This window comes from Methylocystis heyeri (assembly GCF_004802635.2).
GTDB classification, from domain to species: domain Bacteria; phylum Pseudomonadota; class Alphaproteobacteria; order Rhizobiales; family Beijerinckiaceae; genus Methylocystis; species Methylocystis heyeri.
In genome coordinates this window covers 1,675,040-1,695,818 of sequence record NZ_CP046052.1, presented here as the reverse complement: position 1 = coordinate 1,695,818, position 20,779 = coordinate 1,675,040, and the positions used below count along the sequence as shown (strand labels likewise).

General features: G+C 61.8%; 16 protein-coding genes, 1 tRNA gene and 3 pseudogenes. 10 read left to right on the top strand and 10 right to left on the bottom strand.

The genetic code is table 11. The features are described 5' to 3' along the window. Positions 1 to 26: 26 nt before the first annotated feature. Positions 27 to 707, top strand: a pseudogene (locus H2LOC_RS07625) (HpcH/HpaI aldolase/citrate lyase family protein); the annotation flags it as partial. Positions 708 to 1,014: 307 nt separating this feature from the next. Here H2LOC_RS07625 and H2LOC_RS07620 read toward each other — a convergent pair. From H2LOC_RS07620 to H2LOC_RS07590, 7 genes and pseudogenes are all read right to left on the bottom strand, one after another. Next, positions 1,015 to 1,478 (bottom strand): annotated as a pseudogene (locus H2LOC_RS07620) (IS5 family transposase); the annotation flags it as partial. A 23-nt stretch (positions 1,479 to 1,501) separates the two neighbouring features. Beyond that, a complete protein-coding gene (gene tnpC, locus H2LOC_RS07615; RefSeq protein ID WP_246206786.1) occupies positions 1,502 to 3,088 on the bottom strand; it encodes an IS66 family transposase in 1,587 nt (528 codons plus the stop codon). Between the two features lie 78 nt (positions 3,089 to 3,166). Continuing rightward, positions 3,167 to 3,511: an IS66 family insertion sequence element accessory protein TnpB gene (tnpB, locus tag H2LOC_RS07610; protein WP_136495377.1), complete on the bottom strand. Its 345-nt coding sequence runs from the start codon at positions 3,509 to 3,511 to the stop codon at positions 3,167 to 3,169. Continuing rightward, positions 3,508 to 3,897 (bottom strand): transposase, encoded by a 390-nt coding sequence (locus H2LOC_RS07605; protein ID WP_136495378.1) that lies wholly within the window; start codon positions 3,895 to 3,897, stop codon positions 3,508 to 3,510. The genes tnpB and H2LOC_RS07605 overlap by 4 nt, the downstream gene beginning before the upstream one ends. Positions 3,898 to 3,965: 68 nt before the next feature. Continuing rightward, positions 3,966 to 4,283 (bottom strand): annotated as a pseudogene (locus H2LOC_RS07600) (transposase); the annotation flags it as partial. Positions 4,284 to 4,352: 69 nt separating this feature from the next. Then, on the bottom strand, positions 4,353 to 4,934 hold the full coding sequence (locus tag H2LOC_RS07595; protein ID WP_136495849.1) for a hypothetical protein: 582 nt from the start codon (positions 4,932 to 4,934) through the stop codon (positions 4,353 to 4,355). Positions 4,935 to 5,157: 223 nt separating this feature from the next. Continuing rightward, positions 5,158 to 5,583, bottom strand: coding sequence for a hypothetical protein (locus H2LOC_RS07590; RefSeq protein ID WP_136495848.1), 426 nt, complete (start codon positions 5,581 to 5,583; stop codon positions 5,158 to 5,160). Positions 5,584 to 6,009: 426 nt separating this feature from the next. Between H2LOC_RS07590 and proS the strand changes: the two genes are divergently transcribed. The 3 genes from proS to H2LOC_RS07575 are packed head-to-tail and all read left to right on the top strand — an operon-like array spanning position 6,010 to position 9,358. Continuing rightward, complete coding sequence (proS, locus tag H2LOC_RS07585; RefSeq protein ID WP_136495847.1) at positions 6,010 to 7,353, top strand: proline--tRNA ligase; 1,344 nt, start codon at positions 6,010 to 6,012, stop codon at positions 7,351 to 7,353. Continuing rightward, positions 7,350 to 8,669: a lipoprotein-releasing ABC transporter permease subunit gene (locus H2LOC_RS07580; protein ID WP_136495846.1), complete on the top strand. Its 1,320-nt coding sequence runs from the start codon at positions 7,350 to 7,352 to the stop codon at positions 8,667 to 8,669. The genes proS and H2LOC_RS07580 overlap by 4 nt, the downstream gene beginning before the upstream one ends. Positions 8,670 to 8,674: 5 nt before the next feature. Then, positions 8,675 to 9,358, top strand: a complete 684-nt coding sequence (locus H2LOC_RS07575; protein WP_136495845.1) for an ABC transporter ATP-binding protein — start codon at positions 8,675 to 8,677, stop codon at positions 9,356 to 9,358. Positions 9,359 to 9,361: 3 nt separating this feature from the next. On the opposite strand, the gene H2LOC_RS07570 is transcribed toward H2LOC_RS07575, so the two are convergent. Then, positions 9,362 to 9,940: a hypothetical protein gene (locus tag H2LOC_RS07570; RefSeq protein ID WP_136495844.1), complete on the bottom strand. Its 579-nt coding sequence runs from the start codon at positions 9,938 to 9,940 to the stop codon at positions 9,362 to 9,364. 480 nt (positions 9,941 to 10,420) lie between these two features. On the opposite strand from H2LOC_RS07570, the gene H2LOC_RS07565 reads away from it, so the two are divergent. Further along, positions 10,421 to 11,617: a GGDEF domain-containing protein gene (locus H2LOC_RS07565; protein WP_162009720.1), complete on the top strand. Its 1,197-nt coding sequence runs from the start codon at positions 10,421 to 10,423 to the stop codon at positions 11,615 to 11,617. Between the two features lie 59 nt (positions 11,618 to 11,676). On the opposite strand, the gene H2LOC_RS07560 is transcribed toward H2LOC_RS07565, so the two are convergent. Both H2LOC_RS07560 and H2LOC_RS07555 read right to left on the bottom strand, forming a co-directional pair. Next, positions 11,677 to 12,093, bottom strand: a complete 417-nt coding sequence (locus H2LOC_RS07560; RefSeq protein ID WP_162009719.1) for a response regulator — start codon at positions 12,091 to 12,093, stop codon at positions 11,677 to 11,679. A 295-nt stretch (positions 12,094 to 12,388) separates the two neighbouring features. Then, positions 12,389 to 13,726: a multicopper oxidase family protein gene (locus H2LOC_RS07555; protein ID WP_136495840.1), complete on the bottom strand. Its 1,338-nt coding sequence runs from the start codon at positions 13,724 to 13,726 to the stop codon at positions 12,389 to 12,391. Positions 13,727 to 13,950: 224 nt separating this feature from the next. Between H2LOC_RS07555 and H2LOC_RS07550 the strand changes: the two genes are divergently transcribed. From H2LOC_RS07550 to H2LOC_RS07530, 5 genes are all read left to right on the top strand, one after another. Continuing rightward, positions 13,951 to 14,035 (top strand) — tRNA-Leu (locus H2LOC_RS07550). A 211-nt stretch (positions 14,036 to 14,246) separates the two neighbouring features. Further along, positions 14,247 to 15,602, top strand: coding sequence for a trigger factor (gene tig / locus H2LOC_RS07545; RefSeq protein ID WP_136495839.1), 1,356 nt, complete (start codon positions 14,247 to 14,249; stop codon positions 15,600 to 15,602). A 323-nt stretch (positions 15,603 to 15,925) separates the two neighbouring features. Further along, on the top strand, positions 15,926 to 16,558 hold the full coding sequence (locus tag H2LOC_RS07540; protein WP_136495838.1) for an ATP-dependent Clp protease proteolytic subunit: 633 nt from the start codon (positions 15,926 to 15,928) through the stop codon (positions 16,556 to 16,558). A gap of 77 nt (positions 16,559 to 16,635) precedes the next feature. Further along, positions 16,636 to 18,645 (top strand): acetyl-CoA carboxylase biotin carboxylase subunit, encoded by a 2,010-nt coding sequence (locus H2LOC_RS07535; RefSeq protein ID WP_136495837.1) that lies wholly within the window; start codon positions 16,636 to 16,638, stop codon positions 18,643 to 18,645. A 153-nt stretch (positions 18,646 to 18,798) separates the two neighbouring features. Then, entirely contained in the window at positions 18,799 to 20,523 is a 1,725-nt protein-coding gene (locus H2LOC_RS07530; protein ID WP_202620544.1) for a hypothetical protein, read from the top strand. Positions 20,524 to 20,779 lie beyond the last annotated feature (256 nt).

Genomic DNA, 20,779 nt, shown 5'->3' with positions numbered 1-20,779 from the left:
GGGCCCTAAGACATGCAGCAGCCGTCGGCCCCCACGCGATATTGGCGCCCAAGGTCGATACGGAGAGGGATGTTCGCGCTTATCTCGCCGCTATCATCGCTGCCCCTCCGCGCACCGAACTTTGGGTCATGGCGGAAACCGCAACCTGCTTTAACGGAAACCTCCCGAAAATCGCCGCCATCGGAAGCGAGCCGGGCTCGCGTCTGACGACCTTGGTCATGGGCACGAACGACCTCAAAAAGGAAATGAGGGCGCTCGACGCGCCGGGACGCGAGCCGCTTCAATTTGCTCTTGCTCAGGCGGTGATAGCCGCGCGGGACAATAATTTGCTGGTCCTTGATGGCGTCCATAATAAATTTGTCGGCAAGGATAAAAGCGAAGAAGAAAACAAAGCCATTACAGAGGCGTTCGAGGCGGAATGCGAGCAAGGCCGCTGTTTCGGTTTCGACGGCAAAACTCTCATCCATCCCACCCAGATAAGCATAGCCAACAACATATTTCGGCCAAGTGCCGCTGAAGTGGCGCGGGATCAGAAGATCATCGAGATTTTCGATCTGCCGGAAAATATCGGAAAAGCTGTCGTCGCCGCCCCCTGGGGCGGGATGCTCGAAGCGGAAATACATCTGGCCCAAGCGAAAAGGACGGTCGCAACCAATCGCAGGATTGGGGAAATCGAGGCTTTGTTTGCTGAGAATGTGAAGGGATGAGGGGCGCGAGGTCATGCGGCATGCGGCGGTCGTCCGGGCTGGCGTCGCTTAAGGTGGATGCAGGGCAGAGACCGAGCCTGTTTGCTGGGCAGGGCAGTTATAGGCGCTCGTTCTTGCCAGCCGGCGGTGGTCTGGTTGAAATTCGGCGAGACTAAGCGCCAAGAGCAGACTCTCATCACGTTGTCGCTGTGGAGCGACTTGAAGGCCATCGGCAATCTGTGACTCTCTACGCGCATCGGGCGGCAATAAGCTAAGATGACGGAATCGGACGCAGACGTCGGGTAAGGGCCGGCCTTAGGGCCCAGACTCATAACCAATAGCTGACAGTGGCAGCGAGGCAAACGGCGGCGAGGAAATTGACGGCGTTTCTGTCGTAGCGCGTCGCCACGCGTCTAAAATCCTTCAAACGGCAGAACATGCGCTCGATGGCGTTGCGGTTTCGATAGAGGAGCGGCGAAAAGCAGTTCTTCCATTTGCGGTTGGCCTTGGGCGGAATATTCGGCAGTGCGCCGCCGTCCTCGATCCTACGGCGGATGGCGTTGCTGTCGTATCCCTTGTCGCCGTGGAGGATTTCGCAAGGCGGAAGATGCGCAAGGAGTTCCGCGCCCGCTGTGCAGTCGGCGACGTTTCCGCCTGTGAGCATGAAAGCGATGGGTCGACACTGCGCGTCGGTCAACGCGTGGATTTTCGTTGTGCGTCCTCCGCGCGAGCGGCCGATGGCCTGATTTTTCTCCCCCCTTTGCCGCCACTGGCCGAGCGATGCGCTTTCACCGTAAGCGCAAAGCCGAGGCCGTTTAGGCGACGTAATTCCAGGGCATGAGAGCCTCGATGTCGCGGTTTGGCCAGCCGTTGGCGATGCGCTCGAGGGTTTGCTTGAGCCAGGCGAATGGATCGGCGCCGTTCATTTTCGCGGTGGTCAGCAGGGTCGCCAAAGTTGCCCACGTCCGGCCACCACCGTCGGAACCGGCGAAGAGCGCATTCTTTCTTGTAATGGTCTGGGGCCGGATCGCCCGCTCGACTACATTGGAGTCGATCTCGACGTGGCCGTCGGCGAGGAACAGTTCCAAGCTGGCTCGGCGCCCCAAAGCGTAGCGGATGTGTTCGGCGAGCTTGGATTTGCCCGAGATGAGCGCCAGCTCCCGTTCCCAGCGCGCAAACAATTCGGCGACGATCGGAGCCGAGGATTGGCGGCGCGCCGCCAACCTATCGTCCGGCATCAGATCGCGAACCTGGTCTTCCACCGACCAGAGATCCTTCATCCGCTCGACCGTAGCGGTGGCCAAGCTGGAGCTGCCGGCGACATGCAGTTCGTAAAATCTTCGGCGCAGATGCGCCCAGCAGCAGGCCAGGAGCAAAGCCTTCTCGCCGCGATCTGCCCCGGCCAGCCGCTGATAGGCGGCGTAGCCATCGACTTGCAGAATGCCGTAATACCCCTTCAGATGCCGCAAGGCGCAATCGCCGGAACGGCTGTCCTCGAAGCGGTAGGCGACCATCGGCGGATCGCCGCCGCCAAAGGGCCGATCGTCTCTCGCGTAGGCCCATAAATAGGCTTTCTTCGCCTTGCCGGCGCCGGGCTCCAGCGTCGGCAACGTCGTCTCGTCGGCAAAGACGCGCGGGCTCTGCTTGATCCGCCACAGCACATGGTCCGAAAGCGGCTCCAGTTCGAAGCCAAGCCGCCCCATCCATTGCGCCATCAGCGAACGATCAAGCTCGACCCCGTCGCGGGCGTAAATGCCTTCCTGCCTATAAAGCGGCAGGCCGTCGGCGTATTTGGAGACGGCGATCATCGCCAACAGGGCCTCGGTGGGAATGCCGCCCTCGATAATGCGCGCGGGAGCAGGCGCCTGGATGACGCCATCGACGTCGACGTCTTTGAAGGCGTATTTCGGGCGGCGGGTGACGATCACCCGGAAGCGCGGCGGCTCGACGTCCAAGCGTTCACAAACGTCCTCGCCGATCTTGATCTTCTCCTTGCCCAGATGTTCGGCGGGTACCTCGGGCTCGATCACCACCTCGACCCGTTCAAGATGAGAGGCGAACGCCTTACGCGGACGCGGCGCCCGCTTTTGTTTGGCCGAGCCGCCCGCTTTGTCCAGCCCCGCCTTGATTTCGGCGATGCCGGTCTGGATCTCCTCAAACACGAAGGCCTGCTGTTCGGCCGCGGCAGCCCCCAGCTTTTCCGAGCGCTTGCCGAAGCGGTTTCGCTCCAGCGCCTTGAGGATCGAAGTCAGCCGGGCGATGCGTTCGTCAGCTGCCGCATTGAGGACTTTGAGGTCGCGGATTTCGCTTTCGAGCGCCTCTGTGCGCGCCGCCTTTTCGGCCATGACGCGGACCAGCGCTTTCAGCGCGTCAACATCGTCAGGAAGCGGAAAATCGAGCATTTTCATTAGGATGATTAAAGCACAGATCCAGTGGAAACGCTCGTGTTTTCAACGTAATCATGCCGATTTTCCGACCGTTCAGCCGGCGCTGACCGGGCGTTTGAGGTCGACCGGACGCACCCGTTTCCAATCCAATCCGTCAACCAGCGCCATCAACTGGGCATGATTGAGTTGAACCTGGTTTGGCCCGATCCGCGGCCAGCAAAATTGCGATTCCTCCAATCGCTTCGAGAACAGGCACACGCCGGTCCCATCAAACCAAACGATCTTGATTCTATCGGCTCTCTTGGCCCGGAACACATAAAGCGCGCCGTTGAACGGGTCGGCGCCGACATCGCGCACCAGCGACAGCAAACCGTCCGGGCCTTTGCGAAAATCGACCGGTTGGCTGGCCAGATAGATTTTCACGCCCGACGCGATCATGCCGAGCGCACCGCGCGGATCACGCGACGCAGATCGGCTTCGCCAATGTCGGCGCTGACGCGGATCACTGTGGCGCCGACGGAGATTTCCACCGTTGGCGCAGACCTGCCCTCGACATCCGGCGGATTCGCGCAAGCGGTAGGCGAGGCCGTCACCGCACCTTCGCGCATCGCTTGCCGGCGCCAGCCAAAAAGCTGAGACGGCGAAATGCCCATCTCCCGCGCGGCCGCGGAAATATTCACGTCGGGATCCAGTGTCGCCGCAACAGCTCGTGCCTTGAACTCGTCAGACCACCGGCGACGGCGAGAAACCGGAGCGCCATCAAGACGATCAACCACGGCTTCGATCAGTTGGAAACTTCTATCACCAGGCATAGGCGCAGACATAGATGCTCACAGCAGTACAAATTGTGCTGCTATTGATAGCTGGGCCACCTATGCGCCGCCATCACGGGGCTGCCTTGGCGCTTACCTTTCACCGCCGAGGAGTCGATGAGAACTTCCGTCGGCGGCCCGCCGGCTTGAGCGAGTGCATGGAACAAGTCGACCCAGACGCCCTTGGCGGCCCAACGGACATAGCGATTATAAAGTGTCTTTTTGGGCCCGTATTCCGGCGGCGCGTCGACCCAGCGCCCGCCGGATTTGAGCACTTGGACGATGCCGCTGATGACCCTGCGGTCGTCGACCCGCGCCTTGCCGCGCGTGTCAGTGGGAAGATGTGGCGCAATCTTCGAAAACTGCGCATCTGTCAGCCAGAATTGTTCGGGAATCATCGGCGCTTCCTTTCGGAAGCCCTGAATCACAACCCGCTCTTTACGCCAAGCACATTATGGGTCTGGACCCTAGTATTCGTTCGGCGCTTCCATCGCAGTATCTTCCGGCGCGAGGGGTGCAGTTTCAAAATACCCGTTATTGTCCCGAGCATGCTTAAAAATTAGCTCAAGTATTCTCGGAATAGAATCCTCTAGCTGAACGCGGACTGGCTCCCAACTTAACTCTGTCAGTGAATCTATGGAGTCTGTGATCCACTGCAGGTCAGCAAGCCCGGCATGCCATCCATACTCCTGAACAAGGGACAGCTTTGAAAATACAACGTCCCAAAGAGCTTCCTCAGGCCCTCCCCCTTCTTCGTAGAAATCCGAAGGACGGAACTCGGGCCTAACCGCGAGTTGAGAAACTACGTCGAGCGTGAGTCTGAACGAGCTTCTCCAAGTATTACATATCGATATGTAGCGGCGTGTCAAACATGATTGCGTTACCGAACGCCGTCCGTCGACTCCGCCCGAGAAAGCTTCGATAAAAATCCACTTCTTACTGCTCTGATGATAACGAGCTAGTGCATTCGTTATGCTGTCAAACTGGCTCCTCTCCCAAGCAAAACGTTCGCTGTAAAAAATGCGATCGAGATTTTCCTTGTTATACAAATCAACGAGTCCGCTGAATCCGGCAAATTCGGCTGCGTGCTCATTTCTAGACTCGTCTACTACAAACCACGGAAGATCTCTTCTATAGTGATACTTGCATGTCGTTCGCGATGAGTTCCAAATTATTGAGTTGTGGTGAAGACAAAAACCAATACCTCTGCCAATATTGAGCGTTTGGCTTGAGTTATGAATGCAATTCCTACACGAGAACAATATATCCATATCACACCTGCTGGAAGTATTGTTGAACGCGATGGAAGCCCCAAGTCACTATATCCTTGCGGGCAATACCACTTATGTCGAAAGCCCATCGCACGAGGCCTTCCTTTCGCATGCGTGCGTAACGCAGCGCCTGGAGGGCCTTTAAACGCGCGGCCTTCTCTTCGGATGAGGCGGAGGCTTGCAGCGCGGCTACCAAGTCCTCGTGTTCTATGATTTGGTGACCATCCGCTGCCGCCTTTTGACGTAACAGGAGATAGTCGACCTCACCAAACGGCTCGATCTTGTTGCGGTCGAGAGATACGCTGGTAAAGGCCGTTTTTTTGCCCCTCGCATTCACAATGTGGTCTGCGTATTCGCATTGCTTGGAAAGGTCAGGCGCGGTAATGGCTTCCTTCTGGTCACCGCGGAAGTAGTTCCTCTCTGTCATCCGCTTTCTTGGCTCCCATTAACGTAGCTGCTAAGATCCCGATGTTTGGGCCGCTCTCGACTGTAAGGATAGGTCGGGGGGCAAGCACGTGCAACCAACCAAATATGTTGGGCTTGCTTGGAGCCGCCTGCGCCCGTGGTTTCCGGCCAGGCACTCGGAGGAGAGCGACGCTGCTCCGATATGCGCGGCAATAGCTCTTACGTACGCGCTGAACGGCTGCTTCTAAACGGCGCTCTCGGGTCTGAGAATGGAAAAGGATCACAACCCCAAACCCTGAACCTCCCCACCCCCCTCCCGCCGCAACCCTTGTCTTTTGGCGCTAGGTGCGTTTGAACAGGCGCCGCTGCGCCGGGCTTCCGGCGCGAAAGCCGATTCGCTTGATCAGACAGGCCCCGTCGCCCGCGACGGGCGTCCAAAGGACAGCCCATGCGCCTCTCCCGCTATTTTCTTCCCATTCTGCGCGAAACGCCCAAGGAGGCGGAGATCGTCTCGCACCGCCTGATGCTGCGGGCGGGCCTGATCCGGCAGGAGTCGGCCGGCATTTACGCCTGGCTGCCGCTGGGCCTGCGGGTTCTCAACAAGATCAACGCCATCATTCGCGAGGAGCAGACCCGGGCAGGGGCCGTCGAAGTGCTGATGCCGACGATCCAGTCGGCGGATCTGTGGCGCGAATCGGGCCGCTACGACGCCTATGGCAAGGAGATGCTGCGCATCACCGACCGCCACGACCGCGAGATGCTGTTCGGCCCCACCAATGAGGAGATGATCACCGAGATCGTCCGGGGCTATGTCCGCTCATACAAGGACCTGCCGCTCAACCTGTTCCATATCCAGTGGAAATTCCGCGACGAGGTGCGCCCCCGCTTCGGCGTCATGCGCTCGCGCGAGTTCCTGATGAAGGACGCCTATTCCTTCGATCTCGACCCCGTCGCCGGCCGCCATTCTTACAACAAGATGTTCGTCGCCTATCTTCGCACCTTCGCGCGCATGGGGCTGACCGCAATACCTATGGTGGCTGAAACCGGGCCGATCGGCGGCAATCTCTCCCATGAATTCATCATTCTCGCCCACACCGGCGAGAGCGAGGTGTTCTGCCACAAGGATTTTCTGACCTTCGCGCCGCCGCCTGCCGACATCGACTTCGAGAACCCCGCGGCGCTGGAGGAGGTGGTCGGCAAATGGACCAGCCTCTATGCCGCGACCAGCGAGATGCATGACGAGGCCGCCTATAACGCCGTGCCCGATGAAGCCAAAATGGCCGCGCGAGGGATCGAAGTCGGCCATATTTTCTTCTTTGGAACCAAATATTCCGAGCCGATGCGCGCGGTGGTCAACGGCCCCGACGGCAAGGAGATCACTTTGTCCATGGGTTCCTACGGCATCGGCCCCTCGCGTCTCGTCGCTGCGCTGATCGAGGCGAACCACGACGACAACGGCATCATCTGGCCGGAACAGGTCGCGCCCTTCCATGTCGGCGTCGCCGACCTCAAGCAGGGCGATCCCGCGACCGGCAAGGTCTGCGCGGAGCTGGTCCAGCAACTCGAGAATGCCGGGCTGGATGTGCTCCATGACGACCGCGACGACCGTCCCGGGGCCAAATTCGCGACGCTCGACCTGATCGGGCTGCCCTGGCAGGTGGTGGTCGGCCCCAAGGGGCTCGCCGACGGCGTGGTCGAGGTCAAGCGCCGCCGCGACGGCGCGCGCGAGCTTCTGGCCCCGGCTGACGCGGTGGCGCGCATCGTCGCTTCAGTTCGGGCGGCGCGCGCATGACCGACGGGGCCGAGGCCGCAGGCGATCATGCTGTGGGCGGAGCCGCGCAGGGGCGCTCGGGCGAAGGCCGGATGTTTTCCGTTTTCGAATGGAGCGTCGCTTTGCGCTATCTTCGCGCGCGGCGTTCGAGCGGCTTCGTCTCGGTGATCGCGGTTTTCTCCTTCCTCGGCATCACGCTGGGGGTCGCGACGCTCATCGTCGTGATGTCGGTGATGAACGGGTTCCACCGCGAGCTGATGGACAAGATCCTGGGGGTCAACGGCCACGCCTTCGTGCAGGCTATCGACGCGCCTTTTACCGATTGGGAGAGCGTCGCCGCGAGCCTCTCCAAGATCCCCGGGGTGGAGCTTGCTGCGCCTATGGTCGAGGGCGCCGCCGGGGCTTCCACCCCCTATGGCCAGACCGGCGTGCTGGCGCGGGGCCTGCGCGGCAAAGACCTATTGAAACTGCCGGGGGTCGCCAGCACTCTGCGCGATGGAAGTTTTGAAAATTTCGACAATGCCGGCGGCGTCGCCATCGGGCAGCGCCTTGCCGAAAAGCTGGGCGTGCGCGTCGGGGACAAGATCAGCCTCCTCAGCGCGAAAGGCGCGCAGACGCCTTTCGGCGTGACGCCCCGCATCAAGGCCTATCCGATCGCAGCGATCTTCCAGATCGGCATGTCCGAATTCGACAATCTCTTCGTCTATCTGCCGCTCCGGGAAGCGCAGAATTTCTTCAACAAGGACAATGAGGTCACGACGGTCGAGGTCTTCGTCGCCAATCCGGAGGCGATGGACGCCTTTCGCGCGGCGGTGGATAAGGAAGTGACGCGCCCGGTGATCATCACCGACTGGCGTCAGATGAACAAGACCTTCTTCGACACGCTCCAGGTGGAGAAGAACATACTTTTCATCATCCTCACGCTGATCGTGATCGTGGCGGCGTTCAACATCGTTTCCGGCCTGACCATGCTGGTGAAGGACAAGACCAGGGACATCGCCATCCTGCGCACGATGGGCGCGACTCGGGGGTCGGTCCTGCGCATCTTCCTCATCATCGGCGCCTCCATCGGCACGACGGGGGCCTTTGTCGGATTTCTGCTGGGGCTGCTGATCGCCAAGAACCTAGACGCCATCCGGCTGCTGCTGAACAAGCTGCTGGACGCCAATCTTTTTCCCGCCGAGCTTTATTTCCTGTCCCGGCTTCCTTCCATCGTGGAGCCGCGCGAGGTGATGCTGGTCGTCGGGATGACGGTGACTCTGGCTATTCTGGCTTCGATCTATCCCGCGTGGAAAGCCGCCTCGCTCGATCCCATACAGGCGCTTCGCAGCGAGTGACGAAGATGAACGCTCCCGTCCTGAAATTGAACCGGGTCTCGCGCCATTACCGTGAAGGCGACGCGCGGCTGGATATTCTCGTCGATGCGGATTTGGCGCTGGAGGCGGGCCAGACGGTCGCGCTGATCGCGCCTTCGGGCGCCGGCAAATCGACCCTGCTCCATATCGCTGGCCTCCTGGAGCGCCCGGACGAGGGAGAGGTCAGCATCAAAAATGCGCCGACGTCCGGCATGAGCGACGACGAAAGAACTCGCCTTCGCCGCGTCGCCATCGGCTTCGTCTACCAGTTCCACCATCTCCTGCCGGAATTCACCGCGCTCGAAAACGTGGTCCTGCCCCAGATCATCGCTGGGCTGGACCGAAAGATTGCAGCCGACCGGGCCCAGCAGCTGCTCGATTATCTGCGTCTTGGTGCGCGCGCCGACCATCGTCCGGCGGAGCTTTCCGGCGGAGAGCAGCAGCGCGTCGCGATAGCGCGCGCGGTCGCCAACGGGCCTGACCTGCTTCTGGCCGACGAGCCGACGGGAAATCTCGACCCGCGCACTTCGGAACATGTCTTCGACACGCTCCTTCGGCTCGCCCGCGGCAGCGGCCTCGCCGCGCTCGTCGCCACGCATAATCTCGATCTCGCAAAACAAATGGACCGCCGCGTAACCTTACGCGACGGCCAGCTTATCGAGATCGAATGAGCCTTACGCCTTGGGCTGGGCCTTTTTCTTGTCCAGGAAGGCGTGCTTGTAATAAAGGCCGAAGGCCACGAGGCCGATGAAAGCGCCGAAGGCCGCGAGCATGATGTTCTTGTCCCCCGTTTCGCCGACGGCGAAGGGGAAGCGCGAAACATATTCCTTGGTGCCGTCGTCGCTGCGCGCCTTGACGAGACCGATGAAGTTGCCCTTGGTGGCGAAATTATATTCGAAGTTCAGCGTTCCGGTCTTGTACTTCTTGGGCGGAACGTAGATTTCGGTGTTGGCTTCGAGATTCTCGTTGTCGTCCTTCTGGCCGACATTGCGGAGAATGCGGATCTCGAGCGCCATGTCGCGCAATTCGTCCTGCTGCGCGTCGAGAACGATGATGGTCGGGCCGATGTCGGGAATATCGTCGCAGAACTGCTCGCGGGACTTGAGCGGCTGATAACCGGTGAAGGTCATCTGGTCGGGGCCGATCTTCATGATGCACTGGCCTTGATCGAGGCTCACGCCGCCATGGGCGAAGGCCTGGCCCGCCATCCCGAATGTCGCGAACGCCAGGGCGGCGAGGAATCTCCTGTTCATCTTTTTCTCCCTGTTCTTTCTTCTCAGAAGAACCGCTTTATGCGGTTTTGAAGCAGCACGGCGCCCCGTCTAGTCGTCGTCCGCCCTGAACGGGCTCGCTTCAAGGATGCGAAGGCGCCTCCAAAAAGCTCGGCCTACGATATCTTATATCAGGTTTTCCTGCCTTGTCCCGTGGCGATCCGCCACAGGCGGAGCGCAAACATCGCCGCAACCGCAAAAATTTACATGGGCTTGCGAAAGGGACCGTCGCCGGAGATCGGCGGAGGGCGTTGCGGCGCTGCAAATCGACCGCGCTTCGCCGAATCCGTTTGCGAATGAATAACTTCAACATGTGCATTCTGTTAACAATAGGATCGGGGGAGGCTATCCTTTATGGACTAGGATATTGTCGAGTTCATGCATGGACTTAACCGTCGCGCGGCTCGGGTCTGCGGGATCGGTTGGCGGCGGCGCAAATCGGCGGAGTTGGCGAGGATCGGAATGAGCATGACGCTGCCGACGCTTTTTGCTTTCAACGCCTTCCTTTACGCCGTGCTCGCGGTGTTCATGCTCTTCCTGTGGCGCGAGGACCGAGCCGAGGAATTTCGTTTCTGGTCGGTCTCCTATTTCCTCAGCAGCGTTGCGCTGGCTCTGTTCGCGGTCCGCGATATTTTCGACTTCCATTCCGCCTGGATCGCGGGGACCCTCAGTCTATGGTCGCTGGGCGCGATCTGGTGCGGGGTCAGAGTGTTCGCGGAGCGGCCGATCCGCAAGATCGCGGCTGCGGCGGGCGGCTTGATCTGGCTGGCGGGTTTTGCTGTGGCGACGCCCGTCGCCCGCTTTGAAGCGCGCGCCGCCATCGTCGCCGCATATGCGTTTCTCATCGCCTGCGAGCTTTCGTCCTACGCCAAGGAGCGTCTGCCGGTGGCGCGGGCTACGGCGGCTTTGGCGGCGCTGCATGGCGGGTTTCAGGCACTGTTGGGAGTCAGCTCCTTCTTCATGCCGTTCCATGAGGGGGCGACGGCGCCCTTCGACATTCCGATCGTCAAGCTTCTGGCCGCCGAAGCCATGGGCTATGGCGTCATTCTCGGCTTCATGCTGCTCGCGCTCTCAAAGGCCCGCGCCGCGGCGCGGCAGGAGACCGCGGCCCTGACCGATCCGCTCACCGGCCTCGCCAATCGTCGCGCTTTCGACCTCGCCGCCGAGCGGGTGATCAAGGGTTCGCAAGGAACCGAAATACCGGTTTTACTCGCTTTCGATCTCGACAGGTTCAAGGCGGTCAACGACCGTTTCGGCCATGCCGAAGGCGATCGCGCGCTGACGCTCTTCGCCCGGGTGGCGGCGGCCAATCTGCGCAAGGGAGATATCATCGCCCGTCTGGGGGGAGAGGAGTTCGCAGCGCTCCTGATCGCAGATCCAACGACCGCCTTGTCGATAGCCGACAGGATTCGCTGCGTTTTCGCCGAGGAAGCCGCCTCCATCGCCGACGGTCTCGTCACCGTCAGCGTGGGCGTCGCGGCCATGGATGATCCGAATCAGGATTTTTCGAAACTCATGCGCGCTGCGGACGCCGCCCTCTATCTGGCGAAGGCCGCAGGCAGGAACCGCGTTTTTCTTTCTCCGAATGTGGGCTCCGGCGGATCGCGGGCGTCCAGAGGCGCGGTCGACGGGTCTTTTCCGCCCTCCAACGCGGCCTGAACGCGCCGGCCCTTCCGGTCGGCGCAGTGGAAGCCTCGCGCGGCCGGCGTGGCGCTGCTTCAGCCGTTCGAATAGCGCGCGCGAACCGGGAATGGAACGACGTTGGTGCGCGCTCGCGGCGGGTCGCTGAACGCGAGGTTAACTATTTCCTGCAGTTGAGGCCAGCTGAAGGGCTTGGTGAGGAAGTCCGTGGCGCCGGCTTCGAGAGCCTTGCGCCAATAATCCTCGGATATGTTTGCCGACATAAGTATAAACCGAGGGCATGAAATTACCGGATGATCATGGATCCGCTGCAGCAGCTCCAACCCGTTGGTCGGCTCCATGTTCCAGTCGCTCAATATTAAGTCGACCCTGAATCTCTTGAGATGAGACCAGGCGACCTCTCCGTTTTCTGCTGGTATCACGTATCTGAAATTCATACGGTATAGCATAAATGTAACCATTTCCCGCAGGCTTTCGTCATCTTCTACGACCATTGCGCTATTTAAGTGAAATGGCATTTCATGGGGCCCGATTTTTGGGTCGCCACCACGTCTCAATCCCGGAACTCTACATGGGATCAGCTGGGATTATGCGACGGAAGATAGGTGTTGTTAACGCTGTTAATAGGGTTAAACGCTTAGGAATATCCTGCTGGAATAGCTAAACTTTTATGCGAACTGGATTTATCAACAGGGGAACGACGCCCGTGGGCGCGCGTCGTCGCGCTGTCGGCGGCGGCCGGTTTGCGCCCCTATCTTCAAGAATTGCCGCGGTAGCCGGGAGCGTGCTTCAAGTCACCTCGAACCATGTCGCGAGGCCTGCCGCTTCATGGTCGAGAATATCGTCGTGCAGCGCCCATTTTCCGGGACTGTCGGCGATGAAGGCGACATGTTTGGTCTTGCCCGGCGGAGCGACTACGGCGTTGCGCCAATAGGGCTCCCAGCCGTCGTCGAGATCATGCAGCAGGCGGACCGCATGGCCGTGTACATGCATGACGAGAGGAACCCTGGCGCGATTGTCGAAACCGAGCGTCACCGGCGCGCCTCTCTTGACCCGAAACAGCGGATCGCCGGAATAACCGCCGGACGGCGCGCCGTTGAGGCGCCAGCCCGCGCCGTCGGGCGCGATGACGAGATCGACCTTCTTCGACTGTTGCAGCTTGATTTCGCGGGGCAGGGCGGGATTGTCGGGCAGCGAGCGAATCGGCGGGCGCGGCGGAAGCTTTTCTCCCTTGGCCGCGAATCGCATCAAGTCCTTATCCTGTCCGTCCGCGCCGCGCAGAATCAGCCGGGCCTTGCCGGCGGGTTCGGCCGGAAGATCGAACAGCAGCTCAAAGCGGGCGCCGGGCGCGACCGGAATGCTGTCGCGAACCGGAACGAAGGCGTCGCAGGGCTGGCTGTCGACCGCGACGACATAGGGCTTCACGCCCTCGAACGACAGGATCATGATTCGGGCGTTGGCGAGATTCGCCAGCCTCAGCCGCACCCTCGCGCCGGGGGCGGCCTCGTGGGTGGCGAGGGAAGGAGAGCCGTTGACCGTCAGGGCCGCTCCGATCTGGCCCTCGCCCGTTCCGGAATCCTTTGAAAAATCCTTGTCGACCGCGCCAGCGGAATCGAGCTTCCAATCGTCCAGCGCCACCACGATGTCGGCGTCGCTTTCCAGCGGGGAGGGCTCGTCCACGATCAGCAGCCCTTTCAGGCCGCGTCCCAGAAGCTCGCCGCTGCGCGGATAAACGCTGGGGCGGTAGCAGAACAGGCCTGGTTCGGGCAGGGGACGACGGTAGTCGAAGCTGGCGCCGGGCGCGACCGCCGCCTGGGTGAGGGGCGCCGCGCCATCCATGGCGTTTTCCCCTCTCATGCCCTGCCAGTGCAGGGTCAGCGGCAGGTCGGTCTTGTTGACGAGGCGCGCGAAAAGCGCGTCGCCCTGCTTGTAGCGCAGCAGGGGGCCGGGCGTGGTCCCGTCGAAGCCGAGGATGTCGCTCGGCGGCGCCGGCGCCGCAAGAAGCTGTGCCTTGGCCGGACGCGCCTCGATAATCCTGGGCGCGGCCGTCGCTTCGGAACGAGCGGGCAGGGGAAGCACGGTGGCGCTGACGCCGAGGATGAAGCTTCGCCGGGAGCAGGCTGGCATTTTTCAAGGTCCGGAGGTTCGGGGCTGGCAAGCCGTTCGATTCTAGCGCGCCCGCGTCGGTTTTGCGACGCCGGCGCGCTCTCCCGGTCGGGGTGGTGCGCCGGGAAGCCCTTTTACGCATAATTTCTGCTGCACGGACGATCCGTCATGCTATAGAGCGGCGCGACGCGTCGGCGGGCTCAGCCTTCCGGCGACCGTGGGTTATGGTCGAAAGACCTCCCGTCGCGGGCGTGGCGGAACTGGTAGACGCGCCGGATTTAGGTTCCGGTGACGCAAGTCGTGGGGGTTCGAGTCCCTCCGCCCGCACCAAAACCCGGCGCAAGCGTCATCGAGAGGCCCGAGCCGCAAGGCCGGCGTCTGGCTTGCCGAAGGCCTTTGGCCAGGCTCGCTAATGTGATTTCCGCGCGCTCGATGCGCGCAGAGAGGCTTCGGCGCTCGTAAGCGCCGCCAGAACAGACGCTCAACGGCGTCTCAGGAACGCCCCGCCGCGAGCGGCGGGCTATTGCGGAAGGCGAATGACATGCAAGTGACGCAAACCCTTTCCGAGGGCTTGAAAAGGGAATTTAAGGTTGTGTTGCCGGCGGGCGATCTGGCCGCCAAGCTCGAGACGCAGCTCCAGGAGATGCGCGCCAAGGCTCACATCAAGGGCTTCCGCCCGGGCAAGGCTCCGGTTTCCCACCTCAAGAAGCTCTACGGAAAGAGCCTCATGGGCGAGGTGCTGCAGGAGGCCGTGAACGAGGCCAACCGCAAGATCCTCGACGAAAACCAGTTGCGCGTCGCCATGGAGCCGAAGCTCGATTTCCCGGCCCAGGAAGAAGTCGAGAAGGCGCTCGAAGCGGCTGGCGATTTCTCCTTCGTCGTTTCTTTCGAGACGCTGCCGACCTTCGAAATCGGCGTGCTGGACGACATCTCGCTGGAGAAGCCCGTCGCTCCCGTGACCGACGAGGACGTCCAGTCGGCGATCGAGAAGCTCGCCGAGCGCATCCGCGAGTTCGAGCCCAAGGCGGAAGAGGGCGCCAAGGCTGAAAAAGGCGACAAGGTGACCATCGATTTCGCCGGCAAGCTCGACGGCGTCCCCTTCGAGGGCGGCACGGGCGGCGACATCGATCTCGTGCTCGGCTCCGGAACCTTCATTCCGGGCTTCGAGGAGCAGCTCGAAGGCGCGGCGACGGGCGATCAGCGCGTCGTGAAAGTGACCTTCCCCGAGAACTACTCGGCGCAGAATCTCGCCGGCAAGGAAGCCGAGTTCGACGTCGTCGTGAAGGCGGTCGCGGCTCCCAAGGCCCAGGCGCTGGACGACGAGTTCGCCAAGAAATACGGCTTCGATACGCTCGACGCCTTCAAGGAGGCCGTGCGCGGCAATATTGAAGCCGACTTCGACAAGGCCTCGCGGGACAAGCTCAAGCGCGCCCTGCTGGATGCGCTCGACGTCCGCTACAGCTTCGAGCTGCCGCAGGGCCTCGTCGACCAGGAATTCGAGTCGATCTGGCGCGAGTTCGAGGCCGAGCGCAAGCGGGCCGGCAAGACCGCGACCGACGAAGGCAAGAGCGAGGAAGAGCTGCGCGCCGAATATCGCGCCATCGCCGAGCGGCGCGTGCGCCTCGGACTGGTTTTGGCGGAAATCGGCCAGCGGGCAGGCGTCAAGGTCGAGGAAAAAGACCTCACCGACGCCGTCATCGAGCGGGCGCGGCAGTTCCCCGGCCAGGAAAAGCAGGTTTGGGACTTCTACCGCAACAACGAAGCGGCCCTGGCCCAGTTGCGAGCCCCGATCTATGAGGAGCGGGTGGTCGCCCATCTGAGCGGCGTCATCAAGATCGCCGACAAGACCGTCACCCGCGAGGAGCTGTTCGCCGAGGACGAAGACGAAGCGGCCTGATCGGCTCGGTCGGACCAGACCGGGCGATTGGGCGTGAGGCGCTTTCCCTCCCCTCGAGACGGGGGAGGGTCGCCGCGAAGCGGCGGGGTGAGGTGAAGCGCAGCCTGTTCTGCGTCTTTATATTCCCCGCTCGCCCGCCTTCCGGGGGGCGACTTCCCCGCGAAAGTGAGTCGGGGGCGCCCCATAGAGGGGGTCTTCCCCTCCCCGTTTCCCGGCTGGTCCTGGTTTTGCGTCTTGCCGCCCGGACGAAATATGACTAGAGGCAGGACTGCCGCGCCCTGAACGGGGGCGGCGGCCCTCCAAGGGCGAGAAAGGCACCGAAGATGCGCGATCCTATCGAAGTGTATAACCAGTATCTCATTCCGCAGGTGATCGAGAACACCTCGCGGGGCGAACGCGGTTTCGACATTTATTCGCGCCTGCTGCGCGAGCGCATCATTTTCCTGACCGGCCAGGTGGAAGACCACATGGCGTCGGTGATCATCGCGCAGCTGCTCTTCCTCGAGTCCGAGAACCCGAAGAAGGAAATTTCGCTTTATATCAACTCGCCCGGCGGCGTCGTGACTTCGGGCCTCGCCATCTACGACACCATGCAATTCATCAAGCCGAAGGTTTCGACCCTCTGCGTCGGGCAGGCGGCTTCCATGGGTTCGCTGCTGCTCTGCGCGGGCGAGGCCGGGCTTCGCTTCGCTCTGCCCAACGCCCGCGTCATGCTGCACCAGCCTTCGGGCGGCTTCCAGGGCCAGGCCTCCGACATTCAGCGTCATGCGGAAGACATCTTGAAGATCAAGCGCCGCCTGAACGACATCTATGTCAAGCATACGGGCAAGGAATACGACCTCATCGAGAAGACCCTCGACCGCGACCACTTCATGACCGCGGATGAGGCGCAGGCGTTCGGCATTATCGACAGCGTCCAGGCCAAGCGGCCCGAGGACGACGCCGAAGCAAAGTAAAAACAACAACAACCGGCGCCCGCCAGTTTCCGGGGGAGCGGAGGCGGGCGCGTCAAACGCTTTAATCTGGGGCGCGCATGTTTCGCAAAATACTGATCGCCAACCGCGGCGAGATCGCTTGCCGCATTATCAAGACCGCCCGTCGCATGGGCATCGCCACGGTAGCCGTTTATTCGGACGCGGACGCCGACGCGCTGCATGTGGAAATGGCGGACGAGGCGATTCATATCGGCCCGCCGCCCGCCGCCCAATCCTATCTGCTGATCGACAAGATCATCGAGGCCTGCAAGATCACGGGCGCCGAGGCGGTGCATCCGGGTTACGGCTTCCTTTCGGAGCGCGCGGCTTTCGCCAAGGCGCTCGCGGACGCCAATATCGTCTTCATCGGCCCCAATCCCAGGGCCATCGAGGCGATGGGCGACAAGATCGAATCGAAGAAATTCGCCTCCAAGGCCAAGGTCAATGTCGTGCCGGGCTATCTCGGCGTGATTCAGGACGGCGAGGAAGCGGTCAAGATCGCCAATGAGATCGGCTATCCGGTCATGCTGAAGGCCTCCGCCGGCGGCGGCGGCAAGGGCATGCGAGTCGCCTACAAGGCCGACGAAGTCGTCGAAGGCTTCAACCGCGCCCGCTCCGAAGCCGCGTCCTCCTTCGGCGACGACCGCGTCTTCATCGAAAAATTCATCGTCAATCCGCGCCACATCGAAATCCAGGTGCTGGGCGACAGCTTCGGCAATGTCATTCACCTCAACGAGCGTGAATGTTCGATCCAGCGCCGCAACCAGAAGGTCATCGAGGAAGCGCCTTCGCCGCTGCTCGACGAAGAGACCCGCGCTGCGATGGGCGCGCAGGCCGTGGCGCTCGCGAAAGCCGTGGACTACAACTCGGCCGGAACGGTCGAGTTCGTCGCCGGGCAGGACAAGAGTTTCTACTTCCTCGAGATGAACACCCGCTTGCAGGTCGAGCATCCGGTGACCGAACTCATCACCGGCATCGATCTCGTCGAGCAGATGATCCGCGTCGCCGCGGGCGAGCCGCTCCAGATCAGGCAGGAGGAGGTCAAGATCAAGGGCTGGGCGGTGGAAAGCCGCATCTACGCCGAAGATCCGACGCGCAATTTCCTGCCCTCCATCGGCCGTCTGGTGAAATACCGCCCGCCGGAGGAAAAGCGCGCCGACGGAATCACCGTGCGCAACGACACGGGCGTCACCGAAGGGCGCGAAATTTCTATTCACTACGATCCGATGATCGCCAAACTGGTCACCCATGGGCCGGATCGTCTCGCCGCCATCCAGGCGCAGGCCGACGCGCTCGACCGTTTCGTGATCGACGGCATCCGCCACAATATTCCCTTCCTGTCCTCGCTCATGATGCATGATCGCTGGCGGTCGGGAAAACTCTCGACCGGCTTCATCGCCGAGGAATATGCGGGCGGCTTCGTCGCGCCGGAGCCCCAGGGCGAACTGGCGCATGTCCTCGCCGCCGTGGCGACGCTGATGGACCACATCGGCAACGAGCGTAAGCGCAATATTTCCGGGCAGCTGCGCAATGGCGCGCCGGTTCGCTTCGCCCGCGACCGCGTATGCATGCTGGCCGACCAGCGTTTCGACGTTTCGATCGAATCCCAGGGCGAAGCTTTGATCGTGCGATTCGCGCAAGGGGACAACCGCGCTCATCGCGTGTCCTCCGACTGGCGGCCCGGCGAACCGGTGTTCGAAGGCACGGTCGACGGCCACACGGTGTTCGTTCAGGCGCGTGCGATCCTCAACGGCTATGAACTTTCCCATCAGGGCGTCAGCGTCGCTGCGCGGGTCTATACGGTTCGCGAAGCGGAACTCGCCACCTTCATGCCGAAGAAGAAGGACGCCGGCGTCTCCAAGCATCTGCTTTGCCCGATGCCGGGCCTCGTCAAGACCATCGACGTGGCCGAGGGTCAGGAGGTCAAGGCCGGCGAGGCGCTGTGCATGGTCGAGGCGATGAAGATGGAGAACGTGCTGCGCGCCGAGCGCGACGTGACCGTCAAGAAAATCGTCGCCAAGGCGGGCGACAGCCTCGCCGTCGACGCCGTGATCATGGAGTTCGCCTGAAAAGCGGACGCCTCTATTCGTTGCGGCAGGCGCAAAGGCCTGCCGCAGCACGGTTTTTTCTGTAGTTTTTTCTTCGCACCCCTGTCACGGGCGCCGGATAGAGCCCGCCCTGAGCCTGTCGCAAAACAGCACAGGCGAATGAAGGGGGGCTTTATGCTCAAAAAGCGCGAAACGATTTCAGCAAACTGCACGGCCGCCGCCACGGTGGCCTTCGCCATCGCCGGCTTTGGCGGCGCGGCTATTGCGGACGAGGGCCACGGCGACCATCGTCTGTTTCCCGGCAATCTGCTCGTCAGCCGGGTCGTCTATGACAACAACGCCAACAATATCTCGGTCGGCCAGTCCCTGCCGCCGAATTGCGTTGCGCCCAATTGCGTGAAGGCGACCGCTAACGGCGTCTATCCGGCGGTCTTCAACAATGTGCTCGTCGACGGCAGCTTCGGCGTCACTGCGAAGATCGTGCTGGATCAGTACACGCCCTGGGCCTGGCGCATCAACTCCATCGAAGTGCCGAACAGCTCTCAGCGCGGCGTCAATTCCAATTCGGACCAGATGGTCACGAGCTTCCCGTCGAAATCCGAAGTGGGGCTCAACCTGTCGCTCGACGGGAAGCATGTCACCTTCATGGGCTATTATGCCCCGGTCGACGCGGTGGATGTCTCCAACTCCAATACGCCCGGCGTGATCGATTCCACCAACCCGGTTCCGGCCGCTTATTACCGCGTGGTCGCCGATCTCGACCAGACCGGCAATTTCCACTTCACCGCCACCAACGCCTACAGCGGCAACAACGGCCGCGCAGCGATCCTGGTCCCCAATCCGGACGGCTGGACGCATTCGGACGATCGCCGCGGCCATGGACGGAACAATCCTTCCTCCAACCTCATCTATGCCTCGGGCAACGCCGGCAACGGCTCCAATCCGCAGCCGAATGGCATTCTGCTCGGCGCCGGCGCGCAAATCCTGACCGAGGCTACGACGCCGCTGGTCGCCCAGAACCCCGGCCTGCCCACGCCCGTCGGCAGTTTCAACATCACGCAGTTGGGCGACAAGGCGGACAAGCTCGGCAAGGACGACAATTTCCGCGGTCTGACCGTCTCCAATAACGTCGTTTATTTCACCAAGGGCAGCGGCGGCAACGGCGTCAACACGGTCTATTTCGTCGACGCCAGCGGAACAGACTCGAACGGCCAGCCTCTCGCCTGTCCGAAGGGCGTCGGCGTGCCCAATCCGAACGCCGGCCTCCCGACCACAGCGCTGCAATTGCAGGGGTCGAACGGCCTGCCCAACGATATGTGCGTGCTCAGCGGCTTCAACACGACGATCGCGAAGAACACCACGGACGTCTTCCCCTTCGGCCTCTGGTTCGCAAACCCGACCACGCTTTACGTGGCCGACGAAGGCAATGGGTCGAACAAGTTCGATTCCACCCAGGGTCCGAACGGAACCTATACCGACGCGGCCAAGCAGACCAAGGCCGGGCTGCAGAAATGGGTGTTCGACAAGACCAAGAACGCCTGGGTTCTCGCCTATGTGCTTCAGCAGGGCCTCGATCTCGGCGCGCCTTACGCGGTTTCGGGCTACCCGACCGGCAATAACGCTGCCACCAATCTGCCTTGGGCGCCCGCGACGGACGGCCTTCGCAACCTCACCGGCCGCGTCAATCGCGACGGCACGGTGACGATCTGGGCCGTCACTTCGACGGTGAGCGGCGGCGGCGACCAGGGCGCCGATCCCAACCGTTTTGTGACGATCACCGACAATCTGGCGGCTCAGACCCTGCCCGCGGGCGAAAGCTTCCAGACGATCAGCAGCGCGGGCTTCGCGGAAGCCTATCGCGGCGTGTCGTTCACGCCCGGGACCGGCGCCGATCGCTAGCGCGCTTTCCGCTCGACCATAGCCCGTCATGAATGACGGGCGTCCAAAAGGACGCCCTATAGCCCGTCATGAATGACGGGCGTCCAAAAGGACGCCCTATAGCCCGTCATGAATGACGGGCGTCCAAAAGGACGCCCTATAGCCCGTCATGAATGACGGGCGTCCAAAAGGACGCCCTATAGCCCGTCATGAATGACGGGCGTCCAAAAGGACGCCCTATAGCCCGTCATGAATGACGGGCGTCCAAAAGGACGCC

Excerpts from the sequence above, each read along its gene's own strand:
- tnpC (WP_246206786.1), bottom strand. The coding sequence starts at position 3,088 with ATGCTCGATTTTCCGCTTCCTGACGATGTTGACGCGCTGAAAGCGCTG.
- tnpB (WP_136495377.1), bottom strand. The coding sequence starts at position 3,511 with ATGATCGCGTCGGGCGTGAAAATCTATCTGGCCAGCCAACCGGTCGAT.
- H2LOC_RS07605 (WP_136495378.1), bottom strand. The coding sequence starts at position 3,897 with ATGTCTGCGCCTATGCCTGGTGATAGAAGTTTCCAACTGATCGAAGCC.
- H2LOC_RS07590 (WP_136495848.1), bottom strand. The coding sequence starts at position 5,583 with ATGACAGAGAGGAACTACTTCCGCGGTGACCAGAAGGAAGCCATTACC.
- proS (WP_136495847.1), top strand. The coding sequence starts at position 6,010 with ATGCGCCTCTCCCGCTATTTTCTTCCCATTCTGCGCGAAACGCCCAAG.
- H2LOC_RS07580 (WP_136495846.1), top strand. The coding sequence starts at position 7,350 with ATGACCGACGGGGCCGAGGCCGCAGGCGATCATGCTGTGGGCGGAGCC.
- H2LOC_RS07575 (WP_136495845.1), top strand. The coding sequence starts at position 8,675 with ATGAACGCTCCCGTCCTGAAATTGAACCGGGTCTCGCGCCATTACCGT.
- H2LOC_RS07570 (WP_136495844.1), bottom strand. The coding sequence starts at position 9,940 with ATGAACAGGAGATTCCTCGCCGCCCTGGCGTTCGCGACATTCGGGATG.
- H2LOC_RS07565 (WP_162009720.1), top strand. The coding sequence starts at position 10,421 with ATGAGCATGACGCTGCCGACGCTTTTTGCTTTCAACGCCTTCCTTTAC.
- H2LOC_RS07560 (WP_162009719.1), bottom strand. The coding sequence starts at position 12,093 with ATGGTCGTAGAAGATGACGAAAGCCTGCGGGAAATGGTTACATTTATG.
- H2LOC_RS07555 (WP_136495840.1), bottom strand. The coding sequence starts at position 13,726 with ATGCCAGCCTGCTCCCGGCGAAGCTTCATCCTCGGCGTCAGCGCCACC.
- tig (WP_136495839.1), top strand. The coding sequence starts at position 14,247 with ATGCAAGTGACGCAAACCCTTTCCGAGGGCTTGAAAAGGGAATTTAAG.
- H2LOC_RS07540 (WP_136495838.1), top strand. The coding sequence starts at position 15,926 with ATGCGCGATCCTATCGAAGTGTATAACCAGTATCTCATTCCGCAGGTG.
- H2LOC_RS07535 (WP_136495837.1), top strand. The coding sequence starts at position 16,636 with ATGTTTCGCAAAATACTGATCGCCAACCGCGGCGAGATCGCTTGCCGC.
- H2LOC_RS07530 (WP_202620544.1), top strand. The coding sequence starts at position 18,799 with ATGCTCAAAAAGCGCGAAACGATTTCAGCAAACTGCACGGCCGCCGCC.